The organism is uncultured Altererythrobacter sp. (genome assembly GCF_913057185.1).
Taxonomy (GTDB): domain Bacteria; phylum Pseudomonadota; class Alphaproteobacteria; order Sphingomonadales; family Sphingomonadaceae; genus Erythrobacter; species Erythrobacter rubellus.
On sequence record NZ_CAJXNK010000002.1, the window covers coordinates 601679 to 620350 of the forward strand.

Sequence of the window (18672 nt, forward strand, 5' to 3'; positions counted from 1 at the left end):
TTCCGTTTATCGATCTGCGGATGGCGAAAGCAAAGAAGCGATATGTCTGTCAGTCTTGTGGAAGCGTGACACACCGGTGGCAGGGGCAATGCCCCGATTGTGCCGAATGGAACACTATGGTTGAGGATGCGCCAGCGACCGTGTTCTCGCAAAAGCATGACCTATCGAGAGGCGGTCGTGCGGTTGCCTTTGAAGAACTGAATGCGCCAACAGAATTACCCAAACGCCGTTCGACGGGACTGGCGGAATTTGACCGCGCACTTGGCGGTGGGCTGGTGCCCGGCTCGGCGGTGCTGATGGGCGGTGATCCCGGGATCGGGAAATCCACTCTTTTGCTACAGACTTCAGCGACCATAGCGAAGAATGGTGGAAGTGTGGTTTATGTCAGCGGAGAGGAGGCCGCGGGCCAGGTGCGGATGCGCGCAGCACGGCTCGGCTTGTCCGATGCACCGCTTCAGCTGGCGTCAGAAACATCAGTGCGGAATATCCTGACGACATTGGGTCAGATGGAAGCGCCAGCTCTGTTAGTGATCGATTCGATCCAGACCATGTATTCGGACACAATCGAGGGGGCTCCGGGCACTGTTAGTCAGGTTCGCGGATGTGCCTTTGAATTGATCCGATACGCCAAGGAGAATGGTGTCGCGCTCGTGCTTGTCGGACATGTGACCAAAGACGGCAGCATCGCTGGGCCGCGCGTGCTGGAACACATGGTCGATGTCGTGATGAGCTTTGAGGGAGAGCGGAGCCATCAATACCGCATCCTGCGCGCACTCAAGAACCGCTTTGGCGCGGTCGACGAGATCGGCGTGTTCTCTATGGAGCAGGAAGGGTTGGAAGAAGTCAGCAACCCTTCGATGCTGTTTCTATCTGGACGGGATCAACCATTGGCAGGCAGCGCGGTTTTCCCCGCTCTCGAAGGAACACGGCCCGTCCTGGTCGAAATTCAAGCCTTGATTGTCCGCTTGCAATCGGGAGCAACGCCCCGGCGATCGGTGGTCGGTTGGGACAACAGCAAATTGGCGATGTTGTTGGCGGTGCTGGAATCTCGCTGCGGGCTCAATTTCAGTTCGGCCGAAGTGTATTTGAATATTGCCGGCGGGTACCGTTTATCAGATCCCGCCGCCGATATGGCGGTGGCGGCCGCGCTGGTCAGCGCGTTGGCGGATCGGCCGCTCCCTGATAAGTCGGTCTGGTTCGGTGAGGTGTCACTCTCCGGCGAAGTGCGCCCCGTTGCTCATGCCAATTTGCGCGTCAAGGAAGCGGCCAAACTTGGCTTTGCCGCTGCGTTTGGCCCGGCGAGCAGCAAGACCGGTGCATCCAAAATCGCGTTCAATGGTTTGGGACAAGTTGCGAACCTCGTTGACCGCGTGATGTCAAAGTCATAATCCGCCCCCATGAACGGGTTCGATATTATTGTTTTCATCATTATCGGGGTGGCTGCGATAGGCGGCTTTCTGCGCGGATTGGTGCAGGAGGTGTTATCGCTCGCAGCATGGGCATTGGCCGCGGCGGCAATCTACTATTTGCACGAGCCTTTTACGGAAATCCTGCTCGAGTATCTCGATGCAGAACCGACAACTTCTATCCTCGCGTTCGCACTTTTGTTACTGATCCCATATGCGGCCATGAAACTCATCGCAAACAACGTGGGTGAGGCATCGCGCGGTTCGATTATGGGACCGATCGACCGCGTGCTGGGATTTGGATTTGGCGTGGTCAAGGGCGCGCTGATTACAGTGTTTGCGTTCTCGGTCATCGCGCTCGGATTTGATAGCTTGTGGGGGTACAAAGGGCGCCCCGTCTGGATCACCACAGCACGCACATACCCAGTCATCGATTCCGCTTCGAGTGATCTGGTGAATACTATTGCCGAACGCAGGGAACGCCTGCGTATCGATGTGGAAGGCGAGTGATGCCCGCCAGCACTGCGGCGAAACTTTACACTCCCAATCTGCTATCACTGGCGACAGAATTGGCTGCCTTTCCGCTCTCGGGGGATTGGCAGGCACAGGGAAGTTCGCGCTCCACGACCTGCGGCAGCTCTTTAACGGTCGGCATCAATCTCACCGACCAAGACGCAATCGCGGAGTTAGGGCTGGGCGTGTCAGCTTGCGCAGTTGGTCAGGCCGCTGCGGCGGTATTTGCGCGTGCGGCAGCAGGGGCCAGGCTGACATCGATCAATCTCGTCCTTGCGAAAATAGAAGCCTGGATGAAAGATCCGTCCGCACCTGAACCTGATTGGCCAGACTTTCAGGCCCTGTCTGCGGCGCGCGAACTAAAGGGGCGCCATGGCGCAATCCTGTTACCGTGGAAGGCTGCCCAGCAAGCGCTTTGCAAGGTTCCAGACACACGCTAGAGCGGCGCATCGCACAATGTTGTAGGGGAGAGTGCAGCAGCCATGTCAGAAAGCGCTAGCGTCGCGGTTCGCGAACCGTCCGAGAAAGAAATCAAACTTGTAATCGGAGCGAGCTCGGCGGGCACCGTTTTCGAATGGTATGATTTCTTCATCTACGGCACGCTTGCCTACATCCTGAAGGATGCGTTCTATGATACGGACAATGAAACGCTTGGACTGCTGCTCGTCTGGTCAACATTTGCAGTCGGGTTTGCCTTTCGTCCGATTGGCGCGATCCTGTTTGGATATCTGGGCGACAAGCTGGGGCGCAAATATACGTTCCTTGTAACTGTGACCCTGATGGGCATTGCCACCGCCGGGGTGGGCATGATCCCGACCATAGACACGATCGGTATTGCTGCACCGATTATCGTGATTTTGCTGCGCGTGATCCAGGGCCTCGCCTTAGGCGGAGAGTATGGCGGCGCAGCGATTTATGTTGCCGAGCACGCTCCACCGGAAAAGCGCGGTTTCTATACTAGCTTCATCCAGGCCAGTGTTGCTGGCGGCTTCGTTCTGTCCATCGCAGTAGTGTTGGCTTGCCGGTATCTTATCCCGGCAGATGACTTTGCCGCTTGGGGCTGGCGCGTGCCATTCCTGCTCTCGATCATTCTGCTCGTGATCTCTCTGTGGATGCGCCTGATGCTGTCAGAAAGCCCGGTGTTCCAGGCGATGAAGGCGGAGGGAAAAATCGCCGGCAATCCGTTCAAGGAGAGCTTCACCTATCCCGGAAACAAGAAGCGGATATTTGTCGCGCTGTTTGGCGTAACCGGCATTCTGACCACTATCTGGTACACCGCGTTTTTCTCCGGCATGAGCTTCCTGAGGGGGCCGATGCATGTCGATGATCTGACGGTCGAGCTTATCCTTTTCTTCTCCGGCCTGATCGCGATGAGTTTTTACGTCATGATCGGCAAATGGTCGGACACGATTGGCCGCAAAAAACCGATTATGATCGGCGCTGTCTTGACGTTGCTTCTGCTGTTCCCGGCTTTCTGGGGCATGGGCAGTCTGGCCAATCCGGGTCTTGAGCGCGCCGCCCAGCAGACCCCGATTGTGGTCCAGGGTAGCCAGTGCACGACAGACCCGTTCGCCGAAATGTTCAACCGGGAGCAGACCGAATGCGGCAAGGTGCTGGAAACGCTTACGGCCGCTGGCGTCCCTTACAAGGTTGAGCCAGCCACAGATCTGAGATTGCTCGCAGGCGTTGAAGACGTGACGCTTGAGCAAGAATGGTTTGATGATGGTGCCGCGCGCAATGCCGGTATTCGCGATGCGTTGGGTGAGTACGGTTTTGACTTCAGCAAGCAACAACCGGCGGCCGCTAATATCCTTGGCATTGTCGCGATCCTGCTCGGGCTGGGCATGCTATCAGCGCTCACATACGGTTCGGTTGCAGCGCTGCTTTCTGAAATGTTTCCCCCAACCATTCGCTACAGCTCGATGTCGATCCCGTATCACATCGGCGCGGGTTACTTGGGCGGATTTCTGCCGCTGATTGCAGGTGTGATCGTGGCGAGCACGGGCAACATCTACTCCGGGCTTTGGTACACATGGGTCGTCGTTGCATTTGGTGTCGTTGTGCTGTGGTGGGGCATCCCTGATGGCCCACCGAAAGACTTCACAGACGAACATGGCTGAACTTCCGCCGCCCAGCCTGCGGCTGACAATTGACGCTGACGTTCTGGCAGATAATTGGCGCGCGCTCGATGCGATGTCCGGCGAGGCCAAGACCGGTGCAGCTGTCAAGGCCGATTGCTACGCGTTGGGCGTGGATGCATGCGTACCCGCTTTGCGCGACGCAGGCTGCACGCACTTCTTCGTTGCACACTGGAGCGAAGTCGAAGCGGTTGCCAGCCATGTACCACCGGCCAGGATATCCGTGCTGCATGGCCCAATGAATGCGGCTGACGCTGCCTATGCGCAACAGACCGGTGCCGCACCTGTGATCAATTCGGTTTCTCAAGCCAGGCTCTGGCATGAAAGCGGCGGCGGAACTTGCCAACTGATGGTGGATACCGGGATCAATCGACTGGGCGTCTCGCTGGGGGACTTGTCTGACCCTGCGATTGCCTCGCTGGATGTTGATATCTTGATGTCGCACCTCGCTTGCGCCGATGAAGACAATGTCATGAATGCACGGCAGCTCGCGGTATTTAAACAAGCAACAGAAGTCGTTCCGCACCAATCCGCCAGTTTGACTAACAGCGCAGGGATCGCGCTTGGAAGCGCCTATCACTTCGACCTGACGCGGCCTGGACTGGCGCTGTATGGCGGTGTTCCAAGGCCTGAACTTGCGAACAAGATCAGACAGGTCGCCAGGCCGGAAGCTGCAATCTTGCAAACCCGTTCGCTCAGTGCAGGTGACTCTGTTGGCTACAATGCGGAATTTACTGCCCAATGTGCCATGCCAACGGGTGTTGTATCGCTTGGTTACGCTGACGGTTTTTTTCGCAGCAGAGGCGGCGAAGGCAGCCACTTGCTGCTTGGCAAAACTAGGCTTCCGATCGTGGGCAAAGTTTCGATGGACATGCTCATTGTCGACCTCTCCAACGCACCCAGCTTGCGCGAGGGCGACTGGCTTGAAGTGCCATTCCACCTTCCCGATGTGGCGCCGAATTCGGGCCTGTCTCAGTATGAATTGCTTACCACATTGGGACAACGCTTCAAGCCGCGGTAGTCGCATGTTGCACTGCACATTGTGCAAGTGCTAAGGGCGCAGCATAGATCCTATAAGGTTGCAGCATAATGGCCAAGAAAAACGCAGGCGATGGCGATACCGTCATCGTCAAGAAATACGCAAACCGTCGTCTCTACAACACCAGCACATCGAGCTACATTACGCTGGATGATTTGGCTGGGATGGTTCGGGAAGATGTCCAGTTTCAAGTTCTTGATGCCAAGACTGGTGATGACATCACCCACTCGATCCTGACGCAAATCATAATGGATGAGGAAGCCAGTGGCGGTGAACAGATGCTGCCGGTCAACTTCCTGCGGCAGCTGATCAGCATGTATGGCAATTCGATGCAGTCGATGATGCCAAGCTATCTTGAAGCGGCCATGACCAACTTCCGCGATAACCAGGGAAAGATCCGTGAAGCGTTTGAGAAGGGCATAAGCAATACGCCTTTTGCCAAGATTCATGAAACCAATATGGCGATGATGCGCGCCGCCACGGATGTATTGATGCCGGGCGCCAGCAAGAACGGCGGCAAGGCCAAAGACAGCTCAAGCTCTGAAATAGAGGCGCTGCGCCAGCAGATGTCAGAAATGCAGAAGAAGCTGGACGAGCTCAGCAAGTAAGAACAAACGCGCGGTCGAACCAATCGCCGCAGCAGCAGGAACCAGTAAACGTGTCCAATATTCGCCACGCCCTCAACACCAAGCGCGAGGACGATTTCGCCGCCTGGTATCAAGAAGTTATTTCAGCCGCCGACATGGCCGAGGAATCGGGTGTGCGCGGGTGCATGGTGATCAAGCCATGGGGTTACGGCATCTGGGAACGTATCCAGCGCCTGATGGATGACCGCATCAAAGCTGCGGGCGTACAGAATTGCTACTTCCCGATTTTCATTCCGCTCAAGAACTTTGAACGCGAAGCCGAACACGTTGAAGGCTTTGCCAAGGAAATGGCTGTTGTCACGCATCACCGCCTGATTTCCGATGGCAAGGGCGGCTTGATCCCCGATCCCGAAGCCAAGCTGGAAGAGCCGCTTGTTGTTCGCCCGACATCGGAAACGATTATTGGCGATGCCATGGCGCGCTGGGTCCAGAGCTGGCGCGATTTGCCATTGCTTACCAATCAATGGGCCAATGTGGTGCGCTGGGAGATGCGCACTCGGATGTTCCTGCGCACCAGCGAATTCCTGTGGCAGGAAGGGCATACCGCCCATGAAAATCGGGAACAGGCGCTGGAGGAAACACACCGCGCGCTGGAAATGTATCGTGCGTGCGCAGAAGAAGACATGGCGCTGCCTGTGATCGCGGGCGAGAAGCCGGAGAACGAGCGTTTTCCCGGTGCTGTCGAGACCTGGTCAATCGAAGCGATGATGCAGGACGGCAAGGCGCTGCAAGCGGGAACTTCGCATTATCTCGGCACCAATTTTGCGCACGCTGCCGGTATCACATATCAGGATCGTGAAGGCACCGAACAGCATTGCCACACAACCAGCTGGGGTGTTTCGACGCGCATGATTGGCGGCGTTATCATGACGCATGGTGACGATGACGGCCTGCGCGTGCCGCCACGTATCGCTCCGCATCAGGTCGTGATCCTGCCGATGCTGCGCGGCAAAGATGAAGACGAGGTCGTTCTCGAGTATTGTGAGAGCTTGCGCGCAGAAATTGCGGCGCAACAGGCACTGGGCGAACCGGTACGCGTATTGCTGGACAAGAAGCCTGGACAAGCCGCGGCCAAGCGGTGGGACTGGGTGCGCAAGGGCGCCCCTGTCATCATGGAAGTTGGTCCGCGCGATATGAATGACAACAAAGTTGCCATGATCCGCCGCGACCAGCTTTGGAACATGGACAACGGCAAAGCCAACTTCGCTTTCACACCTCGCGCAGACGCCGTTGCCGGATTGAGCGCGCTGCTGGAAGATATTCAGAACTCGCTATTCAATGAGGCTGCCGAACGCCGCGACGCCAATATCACCCGCGGCGTAACTTCGCTGGATGAAGTAGCGGCGTTTTATGATGGCTCTGCAAAATATCCTGGCTGGTTGGAAGTGCAGTGGTCAAAGCCGACAGGCGACGCGTTGGAGAAGGTGGTCGAGACTTTAAAGGGACACAAGCTCAACATCCGCAACGTGCCGCGTGATGCCGAACCTGCTGACGGCCCCTGTATTTTTACCGGAGACCCTGCGGTCGAACGGATCCTGATTGCCAAGGCCTATTGATTGAAGCGCCCTCGAATCCGATATAAGGGGACATGAATAAAAATAATAAGAAAATGCGGCGCCCGATCGGGCTGCCGTCAAAAGAACAAATTCTCGAATTCATTCAATCTTCGGACACACCTGCTGGCAAGCGCGAGATCGCAAAAGCGTTCGGGCTTAAAGGGCAGGAAAAGATTACGCTGAAGCGCATTCTCAGAGACATGGCCGAAGAAGGCCTGATCGACGGCAAGAAGACGGCCTATCACCGCATGGGCGGTGTGCCCAAGGTAACCGTACTGCGTGTGGTCGAGATTGATGATGGCGAAGCGATTGCCATTCCCGACAATTGGTCTCCCGATGCGCCGGGTAAGCCGCCGCGTATCACCATGAGAGAGCTCAAGGGGTGGGGAGGAAAGCGCCTGCCTGCGCTCAGAACCGGTGACAGAGTGCTGTCGCGAACCGAGGAAACCGATAGAGGCTGGATCGCGCACCCGATGAAGAAACTGCCCGCGCGGACCGAAGGCCTGATGGGCGTGGTCGAGCTGGATGGCAGCGGCAAGGCCTGGCTTGCCCCGATTGACAAGCGGGTCCGAAACTCAACGCGGATCGCGGATGTGGGTGAGGCGGGAGAGGGCCAGTTGGTCATTGCCGAACGGATCGGCCGATCCGAACGCGCAGGTGTGAAAGTGGTGGAAGTCATCGGCGATCCGCTAGCGCCGAAAAGCTTCAGCCTGATCGCGATTGCCAAGCACGGCATTCCGCATGTTTTTGCAGAAGAAACCCTGCGTGAAGCGGAAACGGCTGCACAACTGGAATTGAGCGAAGAACACCGTGAAGATCTGCGGCATGTCCCGATTGTTGCGATAGATCCGGCGGATGCGCGCGACCACGATGACGCCATCTGGGCAGAGCCGGATGGGCAGGGCGGTTTCAACGCGATTGTCGCAATTGCAGATGTGTCATTTTACGTTCGCCCCGGAAGCGCGCTGGACAAGGAATCACGCAAACGCGGCAATTCGGTCTATTTCCCGGATCGCGTTGTTCCCATGCTGCCCGAAGTGCTTAGCGCGAACGTCTGCTCGCTGAAGGAAGGCCTGGATCGCGCGGCAATGGTTTGCCATTTGCACGTCGATAAAGATGGGGCGGTCAAAAAGACGCGCTTTACCCGCGCCATTGTTCGCATCCATCACAATATCGCTTATGAAGACGCGCAAGCTGCGATCGATGACGGTTCAGCACCGAAACATCTTGTAGACCTGTGGAATTGCTGGCGCTCGCTGGAAAAAGCGCGGCATGCGCGCGATCCGCTGGAGCTGGAATTGCCCGAGCGCAGGGTTGTGCTGGACGAGCACGGCCAGATCGCCGAAATCTCCGTGCGCGAGCGGCTGGATGCCCACCGGGTCGTGGAAGATTTCATGATCGCGGCGAACGTTGCCGCCGCCAAGGCGCTGGAGGCCAAGACCGCACCAGTCGTCTACCGCGTGCATGAGCCCCCTGCGCGTGAGAAGCTGATCGCTTTGCGCGACTACCTGGCCACCTTTGGACGCAAACTCGCCTTGGGTCAGGTCATCACGCCGTCGCTGTTCAATCGGATGCTCAAGGATGTAAGCGATGAAAGCGAAAAGGCGCAAGTGATGGAAGCGGTGCTGCGCAGCCAGATGCAAGCCTATTACGGGCCAACCAACGCTGGGCATTTCGGGCTCGCGCTGGGCAGCTACGCCCATTTTACATCACCAATCCGCCGCTATTCGGATCTTCTGGTTCACCGCGCCCTGGTTGATGCTTACAAGCTGGAACAGCCAAAAACCGATCTCGACCTGCGCGATTTCACCGGACTGTCGGACCGTGATCGCAGCAGCCTTCAACAAGTAAGCGATGCGATCAGCCAGACTGAACGGCGCGCGATGGAGGCCGAACGCGACACGATTGACCGCTATGTTGCGGCGTGGCTGTCTGCTCGGGTCGGGGAAGTATTCGACACCCGAATCACCGGCGTACAGGCGTTCGGATTCTTCGCGACAATCCTTGGAATGGGCGGTGATGGCCTGGTGCCGGTTTCAACTCTGGGCCGTGAACACTTCCGCTACGAAGAAGCCTCGCAAAGCCTGATCGGCGAGGACAGCCGCACGACCTACTCTTCCGGAGACCGGCTGAAGCTGAAACTGGCAGAAGCCAATGCTCTAACCGGTTCGTTGAAATTCGTTCCGGTTGACGCAGATGGAAACGAAATCGAACCACGCGGTGCACGACCGGCCCCTCGATTTGGCCACAAGAAGCAGGGCAAGCACATGGTCGCCAAACGCGGCCGCCCGAAAAACATTCGTCATCAGGGGCGAAAACGCTGATCGGGACGCGATTTACGCTTTGTCGGCTGTTTCATCATAATTTTCCGGGATGATGTAGAGCGGGCATGGCAAAGTCCCGGCATTAGCCGAGAAATGCGTAACCAGCGGGCCCGGGGTGCCCCCATGCGCGGCGCCAAGTACCAGAGCGGCCACTTCATCGTGCTCTTCAAGAAATTCCCGGATCACCTTCTGACCGCCCCCGACGACTACAGAAATGCTGGGCATAATTCCGCCTTCTGCCAGCAGGCTGCCGGCCGCCCCATGCGCGAGCACCTCTGCGCGGTCGCGAGCCTCCTGCTCAATGGTGTCCTGAACCCCTCCGAACGCGCTGATATTTTGCTGCGGGACCAGCGCCAGAATATGCACGCCGCCATCTACCGCGGCTGCTCGCCTGGCGGCAAACCTTAAGGCTGACCGTGCTTCGTCGGTCTCGTCTATAACGACCAGAAATACCCGCATGTGACCCGCTCCGTTCTTTGGGTTAGAGGTATTGGCTGAAAACGTATTCTTAGCAAGGTTCTTGCCCCATGCGCTCTAATTCGGCACAGGCTTCCCTCGCGTAAAGGAAAGGAAATCTCTCCAGCAATGCCAATCGAAATCAAGATGCCAGCGCTATCGCCCACGATGGAAGAGGGAACACTCGCCAAATGGCTGGTGAAGCCAGGCGATGAAATCCGGTCTGGCGATATCATGGCCGAAATCGAAACCGACAAGGCGACAATGGAATTCGAAGCAGTCGATGAAGGGACGCTGGTCTCGATCGCTGTCGAAGAGGGGACCGAGAACGTTTCAGTCGGTACGGTTATCGCTGTGCTGGCGGAAGAGGGTGAAGATGCAGATGCAGCGGCGGCGGTTCCTACGCCGGCACCAGCACCTGCTGCGCCACCGTCAAATGATGGCCCGGCTGCCACTCCGACCGCGCGCAAACTAGCTGAAGCTAGCGGGATTGATCTCAACACAATCACTGGCACTGGCCCGAACGGCAAGATTACCAAGGATGATGTTGAGGCGGCTGGCGGAACGAGTGCGCCGGCGCCTGCGCCAATTCCCGCGGCTGCTGCGGCCGCCGCTCCCGCAGCCTCTGGTGAACGTATTGTCGCATCACCGCTTGCAAAACGAATTGCCGAGCAAAAGGGTATCGACCTTTCTACCATTACCGGCAGCGGACCCAATGGCCGTATAGTCAAGGCAGACGTTGAAGACGCCGCGCCGGGTGCTGCTCCTGCAGCCGCTGCCTCTGCGCCAGCGCCTACACCGGCGCCAACTCCGTCAGTTTCACCCGCGGACGGTGGTGCGCCGTATGAAGAGGTTAAGCTCAACAACGTGCGCAAGGTTATTGCGCGCCGCCTGACCGAAGCGAAGCTGAACATTCCGCATATCTACCTGACCGTAGATGTGCGTCTGGATCCGCTGCTGAAGCTGCGCAGCCAACTGAATGCCTCGCTTGAGGCCGACGGTGTGAAGCTTTCAGTCAATGATCTGATCATCAAGGCATTGGCCCGCGCATTGCAGCGTGAGCCGCAGTGCAATGTCAGCTTCCAGGGCGATGTGATGCACCAATATTCACGGCAGGATATCTCTGTAGCTGTTGCCGCGCCTTCTGGCCTGATCACGCCGATCATCACCGATGCGGGCAACAAGGGGCTCGCGCAGATATCGACCGAAATGAAGGAACTCGCAGGCAAAGCGCGCGATGGCAAACTGCAACCGCATGAGTATCAGGGCGGAACCGCGTCACTCTCTAATCTCGGCATGTTCGGCACCAAGCAGTTCGACGCCGTGATCAACCCGCCGCAGGCTATGATCCTGGCCGTGGGTGCTGGCGAACAGCGGCCATTTGTGGTGGACGGCGCGCTACAAGTTGCAACTGTGATGAGCGTGACCGGCAGCTTCGATCACCGTGCGATTGATGGCGTGGACGGAGCCAAACTGCTCGACCAGTTCCGCAGCCTGATCGAAAACCCTATGGGTCTGGTGGTCTAAAGTTATGCCGCAAGGCGAGCTTACAATCCGCGTCACGGCCATGCCGACCGACCTTAATCCCTATAACGGGATTTTTGGCGGCTGGTTGATGAGCCAGATGGCGCTGGGTGCGGGATCGCTTGCAAGCCGGACTGGGCAGGGGCGCGCCAATGTCGTCGCCGCAACCGATTTTGCGTTTCCCGCGGCGATGGCGCTGGGCGATGAGCTGAGCATCTACTGCGAGATTGTGCGAGAGGGAAACACCTCGATCACTATCGCCGCCGAAGGTATTTCGCGCGAGCGCAACGGAGAAACCACGCAGCTCGTGTGTAAAGGCACGTTTGTGTTCGTGCTTGCCGATGAAGAGGGCAATCCACGCGCGGTGCGCGCTGTCCTACAAGGCGGTGATCATGCGAAGGGTGCGGCATGACAAATGTCCTTGTTCCATCGTTCGCAGCCGTAATTTCGGGCCGATCCGACCCGCAAGATTTTCTGGCCCATGGACAGTGTTCCATGTGTTCCATCCTGTTGGATTTGAAATGAGGTTATTGAGCAATGTCAGCTAGTTATGACGTTATCGTTCTTGGCTCTGGTCCTGGCGGCTATGTCGCCGCGATCCGTTGCGCACAGCTTGGTCTGAACACTGCCATTGTCGAGCGGGAGAATTTGGGCGGCATCTGCCTAAACTGGGGCTGTATCCCTACGAAAGCACTGCTCCGTTCCGCAGAGATACTACACTACGCGCAGCACGCCAAAGATTACGGCCTCAAGATCGCTGGCACGATCGAAGCTGACCTTGAAGCGGTTGTGAAGCGCAGCCGCGGTGTAGCCAAGCAGCTTAATCAGGGCGTCACGCACCTGATGAAGAAAAACAAGATAACCGTGCATATGGGTGAGGGCACGTTGACCGGACCTACCTCGCTCAGCGTGAAGGGCGAAAAGGGTGAGGAGAAACTCACCGCGAAACACATCATCGTCGCCACGGGTGCGCGGGCGCGCGACCTGCCTTTCGCGCCTGCCGACGGCAAACGCATCTGGACCTACCGGACGGCGATGACGCCGCCCGAAATGCCCAAGAAACTGCTGGTAATCGGCAGCGGTGCCATCGGGATCGAATTCGCCAGTTTCTACAACGATATGGGCTGTGACGTGACGGTCGTGGAGATGCTCGACCGGATCGTGCCGGTTGAAGATCACGAAGTCAGCGCATTCCTGGAGAAGTCGCTAACAAAACAAGGCATAACCATCATGACCGGGGCTGGCGTCGAAGACATCAAAGTTGACGGCAAAGGCGTCAAGGCCAAGATCAAGGGTAAGGATGGCAAGGTAAGCGAACAAGAATTCTCGCACTGCATAGTAGCCATCGGTATCGTCCCCAACACTGAAAACATTGGGGTGGAGAAGCTAGCAGACATGGATCGCGGCTTCATCCAGATCGACCCCTATGGCCGCACCAAGTCGAAGGGCCTCTGGGCCATCGGAGATTGCACCCCGGGGCCGTGGCTGGCGCACAAGGCTTCTCACGAAGGGGTGACGGCTGCCGAAGCCATCGCTCGGGAATTGGGCAATAAGGATGTGCATCCTCATCCGCTGAACCGTGATGCGATCCCGGGTTGCACCTATTGCCACCCGCAGATCGCAAGCGTTGGCCTGACCGAGGCGAAGGCGAAGGAAGCTGGCTACGAGCTAAAGGTCGGCAACTTCCCGTTCATCGGCAATGGCAAGGCGATTGCACTGGGCGAGGCAGAAGGCTTCACCAAAACGGTGTTCGATGCGAAAACCGGTGAGCTGCTCGGTGCACATATGGTAGGAGCGGAAGTGACCGAGATGATTCAAGGCTACACCATCGGCAAGACGCTTGAGACCACCGAAGCCGAGCTGATGCAGACGGTGTTCCCGCACCCCACAATCAGCGAGAGCATGCACGAAAGCGTGCTGGCGGCATACGGCAAGGCGCTGCACATTTGACCCATAAAGCGAACAGGGGGGGCAAGCAGGAGCCGCGAGGCATATGACTGAATTCCTCTTGCTTGCGTTTATCCTGTTAGTACCAGGCGTGGTCTCCGTCCCTATCGCGAGCCGTTTCGGGCTTGGGTCGGTGCTCGGTTATCTCCTCGCCGGAATGGCGATTGCCCCATTGCTAGCTTTCCTCGGCGTGGACGTTGTTCAGCTTCAACACTTTGCTGAGTTCGGCGTGGTGATGATGCTGTTCATCATCGGGCTTGAGCTTGCGCCCAAGCGGCTTTGGGCCATGCGCAAGCGACTGATCGGGTTGGGTGGCGGACAGTCAGGGATTCGAACCCTGGAAGGGCTTGCACCCTTGCCGGTTTTCAAGACCGGTGCATTCAACCACTCTGCCAACTGTCCGTTCGAAAGTCCCGCTAGCGTGTCATTTCGCCATTGTCACCCTCAAACAAGCGCTTAAAACCACTTTATGGGAAAAGGGACACATGAGTTTGCGCAGGACCCGCGCAACGACAGCATTCTGATCAATGTCAACGGTGTGATGACACCGCGCGCAGAGGCCACCGTCTCGGTTTTCGATAGCGGGTTCATGCTCGGCGATGGCGTTTGGGAAGGGCTGAGAGTTCACCGCGGCAAGATCGCTTTCCTCGAAGCGCATATGGACCGTCTCTATGAAGGGGCAAAAGCCATTGCGATGGATATAGGCCTGACGAGGGATGAACTGACCGCGCGTCTTGACGAAACCATTGATGGCAATGGCATGCGCGATGCAGAGGGGGTTCATATCCGCTTGATGGTGACGCGCGGCATCCGTTCGACGCCATATCAGGATCCGCGGGTGGTGATTTCGCCCGCAACCATCGTCATTATTCCGGAATACAAGGCGGCGCTTCCTGCAGTTATAGAAAACGGCATCCGGTTGTTCACTGTGCATGTCAGGCGCGGTGATCCAGCGGTACAGGATCAAAAGCTGAATTCACACAGCAAGCTGAATTGCATCACAGCCTGCATTCAAGCGACACAGGCAGGTGTTGATGAGGCACTCATGCTCGACTCGCATGGCTTTGTCGCGACATGCAACTCGACCCATTTCTTTATCGTGCGAAAGGGAGAGGTTTGGACCTCCAGCGGCGATTATTGCCTTGGAGGTATCACCCGCAGCAATGTGATCCAGCTGTGCCGCGAGGAAGGTATTCCCGTGTTTGAGAAGAACTTCTCTCTCACCGATGTTTATGGCGCAGACGAGGCTTTTGTAACCGGAACATTTGCAGGCGTGGTCCCTGTGACGGAAGTTGATGGGCGCGATCTGACTGATGGGCGGGGGCCGATGGTCGAACGCCTGCAACAATTGTACAAGGCGTTGATGGACCGGGATGTGGCGGCGTGACGTCGGCAGTTCGGATTGCCATGTGGTCTGGACCGCGCAATATCTCGACGGCAATGATGCGCAGTTTCGGGGCACGAGCGGATTGTGCGGTATCCGATGAACCATTCTATGGTGCGTTTCTGAAGGATAGCGGCGAACAACACCCGATGGCCGCAGAAACCATCGCGGATATGGTTTGTGATTGGGATAGTGTCACGGCCGCACAGTCCGGACCGATCCCGGGCGGCAAATCCGTATGGTACCAGAAGCATATGCCGCACCATATGGTCGGGCCTATCAACATTACGGACTTTCCGGGGCATCAGCACGCGTTTCTGATCCGAGCGCCAGAGCGCGTCGTAGCAAGCTATCGCAAGAAGAACGAATTGCGCCGGGCAGAGATGTTGGGCTTCGCGCAATTACGTGAGTACTTCGACCTGGAGCGCGATCGCACAGGGAAATCGCCGCCTGTCGTTGATTCTGACGATATCTTGCGCGATCCGGCGGGTGTACTTGCTGCGCTGTGCGATGCGCTTGGGATATCTTGGGATCCGGCCATGCTGTCTTGGAAGAAAGGACCGCATCCCGAGGACGGTGTCTGGGGTACACATTGGTATGATAAGGTGAATGCGTCGACAGGATTCGGATCCAATCACGCGCCACTTCCTGATCTGGATGGAGCCTACGCCGAAGTGGCCGAGCAATGCCGTGAGGATTATCTAGCGCTGAAACGACATGCAATTACGGCAATTTAGGCCGCCAGAAGAACAGAATCATGGACCATTTATCCAGCGCATGACAATGTGATTGCTATGACATTGAAACCATTTCTCTTTGCCGTATCGGCCATGGCTCTGTCCGTATTCGCTAGTCCAGCTATCGCTCAGGATTCGACGAACGCTGCGCAAGAACTTGGTGACATTTCCTTTGATGCCTATCTGCAACTGCTGATCGCGCGCGCCCGTGCCGAAGGTGTGAGCGAGAGCACGCTTGACCGGATGACTTCGGGGCTGACCCCCAACAGCCGAGTTATCCAGTTGGATCGCGGTCAACCGGGCAGGCCGACAAGCCGGGGTTATCCTGCGCTTCAGCCTTACATCAACACACATGTAAACAGCGTCCGTATCAGGGGAGGGCGCAATGTCTTTGCTGAAAACCGCTCAGCGTTGATGGCAACTGAAGCCGCATATGGTGTTCCCGCGGAGATAATTGTCGCAATTTTCGGCCATGAGACGAGCTATGGCCGCATTCCTGGCAGCTTCGATCTCGCGCGATCGCTAGCAACGCTCGCTTGGGAAGGGCGTAGGCGCGAGCTTTTCGCAAATGAATTCATTGCCTTGATGAAAGTTGCTGACAAAGGATATTCACGTCAGCAGCTGGTAGGCAGTTATGCCGGGGCTTTCGGCAATCCGCAGTTCCTGCCGAGCGTTTACCTTCGCTTGGCCGAAGACGGCGACGGGGATGGCCGCGCGAATATATTCACCAATCGCGCAGATACATTCGCGTCTATCGGCAACTATCTGAAGTATGCCGGATGGCGTGAGGGGCAGCCTTGGGGTGTGTTGGCGCGTGTTCCTGAAGGATTCGATGTCGATGCGCTGAAAACGAAGATCGTCTCTCCCGTTTGTTCGCGGGTTCACGAACGTCACAGCGAATGGAAGACAGTCGCTGAATGGCGTGCGTTGGGCGTCTATCCACAAAGGTCGCTGGGTGACGACGTGCTTGCCTCGCTTTTCCAACCCGATGGGCCGGGGACACGTGCTTGGCTACTGACCAGCAATTACCGCGCGATCCTCGAGTACAATTGCTCGAATTACTACGCGATGAGCGTGGGCCTTCTCGCAGACGAGATCGCTCGTTAACCGAACTAAAGTTCGAAGGGGATTGCGGCGCAGAGGCGCTCGCGTGTGCTGCTGACCATCGCTATAGACCGACGCAAGGTCATGGAGTTGGCGTTGCGCATCCTTAGCAAAACAAAGATCGGTTTGGCGGCAGCTCTGCTTGTGCTGTGCAATCCGGTTGTATCCGCGGCTAGTCCGGCTCCTCCAACCAATGTGGAAGACGTGCCGATCATCTTGCTGGTTGATTTGTCCAGTGGACAAATCCTGTTCCAACGCAATCCGGATCGCAGGTTTGTTCCGGCTTCAATCACAAAGGTGATGACCGCTTATCAGGCTTTCGAACTACTCGAAGCTGGCAAGCTTCAATTGGATCAGTCGTTTCCATTTACCCGGTCGTCCTTTGGACAGCGGGGCGGCGAAGGCTCTACCATGTTCCTCAATGCTGGCGAGGACACCCGCGTCTCTGACCTTTTGCTCGGGATTACCACAATATCCGCCAATGACGCCTCGATTGTGTTGGCAGAAGGCGCGGCGGGCTCTGTCCAGGGTTGGCTCGAGCAAATGAATGCGACTGCGCAGCGGCTTGGCATGAGCAACAGCCGTTTTGGAACGCCCAATGGATGGCCTGACGAAGGCCGAACATTCACAACGGCGCGCGATCTGATCACACTTGGCACGGCCTTGGTTACCGATCACCCGGATCAGTATCGCGCTTTCTTCGGGCATCGCTCGCTGACATATCGCGGCATCACACAGTCCAATCACGAGCCACTGACTGGCCGAGTGGCTGGCGGTGACGGGATTAAAACAGGCTTCACCAATGAAGCTGGCTTCGGAGTTCTCGGTTCTGCCGAACGAGAAGGCAGGCGACTGATGGTGGTTGTAGCGGGTGCCGATACGAACTCAGAGAGGGCACGCGCAGCGCGGGGCCTTATCGAATGGGGGTTCTCTGCATTTGAAAGCCGCCGCCTGTTTGCTGCCGGCGAGACTGTCGGAGTCATTCGGGTGCAAGGCGGCTCCAAGAGATCGGTGGCGCTCGTCAGCCCAAGAGCGATTGCAGCCGCCTTGCCGCAAGGAACAGAAAGTCCCGACATCACAGCGCGGATCATTTATGACGGACCGGTTCGCGCACCCATCGCGGCCGGAGAACAAATAGCCGAGCTTGAAATTTCGATAGACGGGGCGGAGCCATCACGCGTTCCACTCTATGCGTCCGAAGCGATTGGTCCGGCCGGCCCCCTTGCTCGAATGATCAATGGCGTTATCGGTTGGTTTACATGACACGCGGGAAATTCATTGCATTGGAAGGTGGCGAGGGGGCTGGAAAATCCACGCAAGCGCGCATGCTGGTCAGTGCGCTGGCCGAACGCGGTATCCATGCCGATTTGACGCGTGAACCCGGGGGTACACCCGGAGCGGAAGCTATCCGCAACCTGCTGCTTGATCCTCCGGGTCAGGGGTGGGGTGCCGAAGCAGAAGCGCTGCTGTTCGCCGCTGCCCGCGCAGATCATGTCGCGCGGCGGATTGTTCCAGCATTGGATCGCGGTGACTGGGTTATCTCCGACCGTTTTGTTGATTCAAGTCGCGCCTATCAAGGCGGCGCCGGCCAGCTGGGCGATGAAGCTGTGGTTGCACTTCACGCGATTGGCAGTGGCGGGCTGCGGCCTGATCTCACAATCCTGCTGGAAGCCAAAGAAGATCATGTCGCCGCACGTCTTGCACAGCGGGATGGTGACAACTCAGATGCCATCGGTGGCCGTGATATCACCTATCACCGCGCCGTGGCTGAGGCTTTTCGCCGCTACGCAAGCGAGGACCCTAAGGGTTTCGCAGTGATCGACGCAGGTGGCACTCCAGAAGAGGTGCACGCGCGCATCATGTCTGCAATTTCGTTGCTGCCGGAAAGCTGAACCGC

Annotated in this window: 17 protein-coding genes, 1 tRNA gene and 1 pseudogene; 17 read left to right on the plus strand and 2 right to left on the minus strand. The window is 57.4% G+C overall.

The window, feature by feature from the left end; genetic code table 11:
* Positions 1 to 20 precede the first annotated feature (20 nt).
* The 8 genes from radA to rnr all read left to right on the plus strand — a co-directional run bounded on the left by radA (position 21) and on the right by rnr (position 9623).
* Positions 21 to 1388 carry a DNA repair protein RadA gene (gene radA / locus QZ487_RS10860; RefSeq protein WP_285975207.1) on the plus strand — a complete coding sequence of 456 codons (1368 nt, stop codon included), beginning with the start codon at positions 21 to 23 and terminating at the stop codon, positions 1386 to 1388.
* A gap of 9 nt (positions 1389 to 1397) precedes the next feature.
* Positions 1398 to 1916, plus strand: a complete 519-nt coding sequence (locus QZ487_RS10865; RefSeq protein WP_285975206.1) for a CvpA family protein — start codon at positions 1398 to 1400, stop codon at positions 1914 to 1916.
* Positions 1916 to 2359, plus strand: a complete 444-nt coding sequence (locus tag QZ487_RS10870; protein ID WP_296025079.1) for an iron-sulfur cluster assembly scaffold protein — start codon at positions 1916 to 1918, stop codon at positions 2357 to 2359. Before QZ487_RS10865 ends, QZ487_RS10870 begins: the two co-directional genes overlap by 1 nt.
* A 42-nt stretch (positions 2360 to 2401) precedes the next feature.
* Positions 2402 to 4039 (plus strand): MFS transporter, encoded by a 1638-nt coding sequence (locus QZ487_RS10875; RefSeq protein WP_296025082.1) that lies wholly within the window; start codon positions 2402 to 2404, stop codon positions 4037 to 4039.
* A complete protein-coding gene (locus QZ487_RS10880; protein ID WP_285975203.1) occupies positions 4032 to 5078 on the plus strand; it encodes an alanine racemase in 1047 nt (348 codons plus the stop codon). The genes QZ487_RS10875 and QZ487_RS10880 overlap by 8 nt, the downstream gene beginning before the upstream one ends.
* A 68-nt stretch (positions 5079 to 5146) precedes the next feature.
* Complete coding sequence (phaR, locus tag QZ487_RS10885) at positions 5147 to 5704, plus strand: polyhydroxyalkanoate synthesis repressor PhaR (RefSeq protein ID WP_285975202.1); 558 nt, start codon at positions 5147 to 5149, stop codon at positions 5702 to 5704.
* Positions 5705 to 5754: 50 nt separating this feature from the next.
* Positions 5755 to 7299, plus strand: coding sequence for a proline--tRNA ligase (gene proS / locus QZ487_RS10890; RefSeq protein WP_285975201.1), 1545 nt, complete (start codon positions 5755 to 5757; stop codon positions 7297 to 7299).
* A gap of 32 nt (positions 7300 to 7331) precedes the next feature.
* Positions 7332 to 9623, plus strand: a complete 2292-nt coding sequence (rnr, locus tag QZ487_RS10895) for a ribonuclease R (protein ID WP_296025087.1) — start codon at positions 7332 to 7334, stop codon at positions 9621 to 9623.
* Positions 9624 to 9635: 12 nt separating this feature from the next.
* Here rnr and QZ487_RS10900 read toward each other — a convergent pair whose 3' ends face one another.
* Positions 9636 to 10082, minus strand: a complete 447-nt coding sequence (locus QZ487_RS10900; protein ID WP_296025090.1) for a universal stress protein — start codon at positions 10080 to 10082, stop codon at positions 9636 to 9638.
* A 126-nt stretch (positions 10083 to 10208) separates the two neighbouring features.
* Here QZ487_RS10900 and QZ487_RS10905 point away from each other — a divergent pair, with 126 nt between their 5' ends.
* The 4 genes and pseudogenes from QZ487_RS10905 to QZ487_RS10920 all read left to right on the plus strand — a co-directional run.
* Positions 10209 to 11606 carry a 2-oxo acid dehydrogenase subunit E2 gene (locus QZ487_RS10905; protein WP_296025092.1) on the plus strand — a complete coding sequence of 466 codons (1398 nt, stop codon included), beginning with the start codon at positions 10209 to 10211 and terminating at the stop codon, positions 11604 to 11606.
* Positions 11607 to 11610: 4 nt separating this feature from the next.
* A complete protein-coding gene (locus QZ487_RS10910) occupies positions 11611 to 12015 on the plus strand; it encodes a hotdog domain-containing protein (protein WP_296025095.1) in 405 nt (134 codons plus the stop codon).
* A gap of 125 nt (positions 12016 to 12140) precedes the next feature.
* Entirely contained in the window at positions 12141 to 13553 is a 1413-nt protein-coding gene (lpdA, locus tag QZ487_RS10915) for a dihydrolipoyl dehydrogenase (protein ID WP_296025098.1), read from the plus strand.
* Positions 13554 to 13596: 43 nt separating this feature from the next.
* Positions 13597 to 13857: pseudogene (locus tag QZ487_RS10920) on the plus strand (cation:proton antiporter); the annotation flags it as partial.
* 5 nt (positions 13858 to 13862) lie between these two features.
* Here the strand turns inward: QZ487_RS10920 and QZ487_RS10925 are convergent.
* Positions 13863 to 13952, minus strand: a tRNA-Ser gene (locus QZ487_RS10925).
* 67 nt (positions 13953 to 14019) lie between these two features.
* On the opposite strand from QZ487_RS10925, the gene QZ487_RS10930 reads away from it, so the two are divergent.
* Genes QZ487_RS10930 through tmk form a run of 5 tightly spaced genes read left to right on the plus strand, consistent with a single transcriptional unit; the run spans position 14020 to position 18667 of the window.
* Positions 14020 to 14937: an aminotransferase class IV gene (locus QZ487_RS10930; protein ID WP_296025100.1), complete on the plus strand. Its 918-nt coding sequence runs from the start codon at positions 14020 to 14022 to the stop codon at positions 14935 to 14937.
* The gene (locus QZ487_RS10935) at positions 14934 to 15671 is read left to right on the plus strand and encodes an HAD family hydrolase (protein WP_296025102.1); all 738 of its coding nucleotides are present in this window, start codon (positions 14934 to 14936) and stop codon (positions 15669 to 15671) included. Before QZ487_RS10930 ends, QZ487_RS10935 begins: the two co-directional genes overlap by 4 nt.
* A gap of 57 nt (positions 15672 to 15728) precedes the next feature.
* Positions 15729 to 16778 carry a lytic transglycosylase domain-containing protein gene (locus QZ487_RS10940; RefSeq protein ID WP_296025104.1) on the plus strand — a complete coding sequence of 350 codons (1050 nt, stop codon included), beginning with the start codon at positions 15729 to 15731 and terminating at the stop codon, positions 16776 to 16778.
* A gap of 45 nt (positions 16779 to 16823) precedes the next feature.
* Positions 16824 to 18038: a D-alanyl-D-alanine carboxypeptidase family protein gene (locus QZ487_RS10945; RefSeq protein ID WP_296025107.1), complete on the plus strand. Its 1215-nt coding sequence runs from the start codon at positions 16824 to 16826 to the stop codon at positions 18036 to 18038.
* Positions 18035 to 18667 carry a dTMP kinase gene (gene tmk / locus QZ487_RS10950; protein WP_296025110.1) on the plus strand — a complete coding sequence of 211 codons (633 nt, stop codon included), beginning with the start codon at positions 18035 to 18037 and terminating at the stop codon, positions 18665 to 18667. Before QZ487_RS10945 ends, tmk begins: the two co-directional genes overlap by 4 nt.
* The last annotated feature ends 5 nt before the right edge of the window (positions 18668 to 18672 follow it).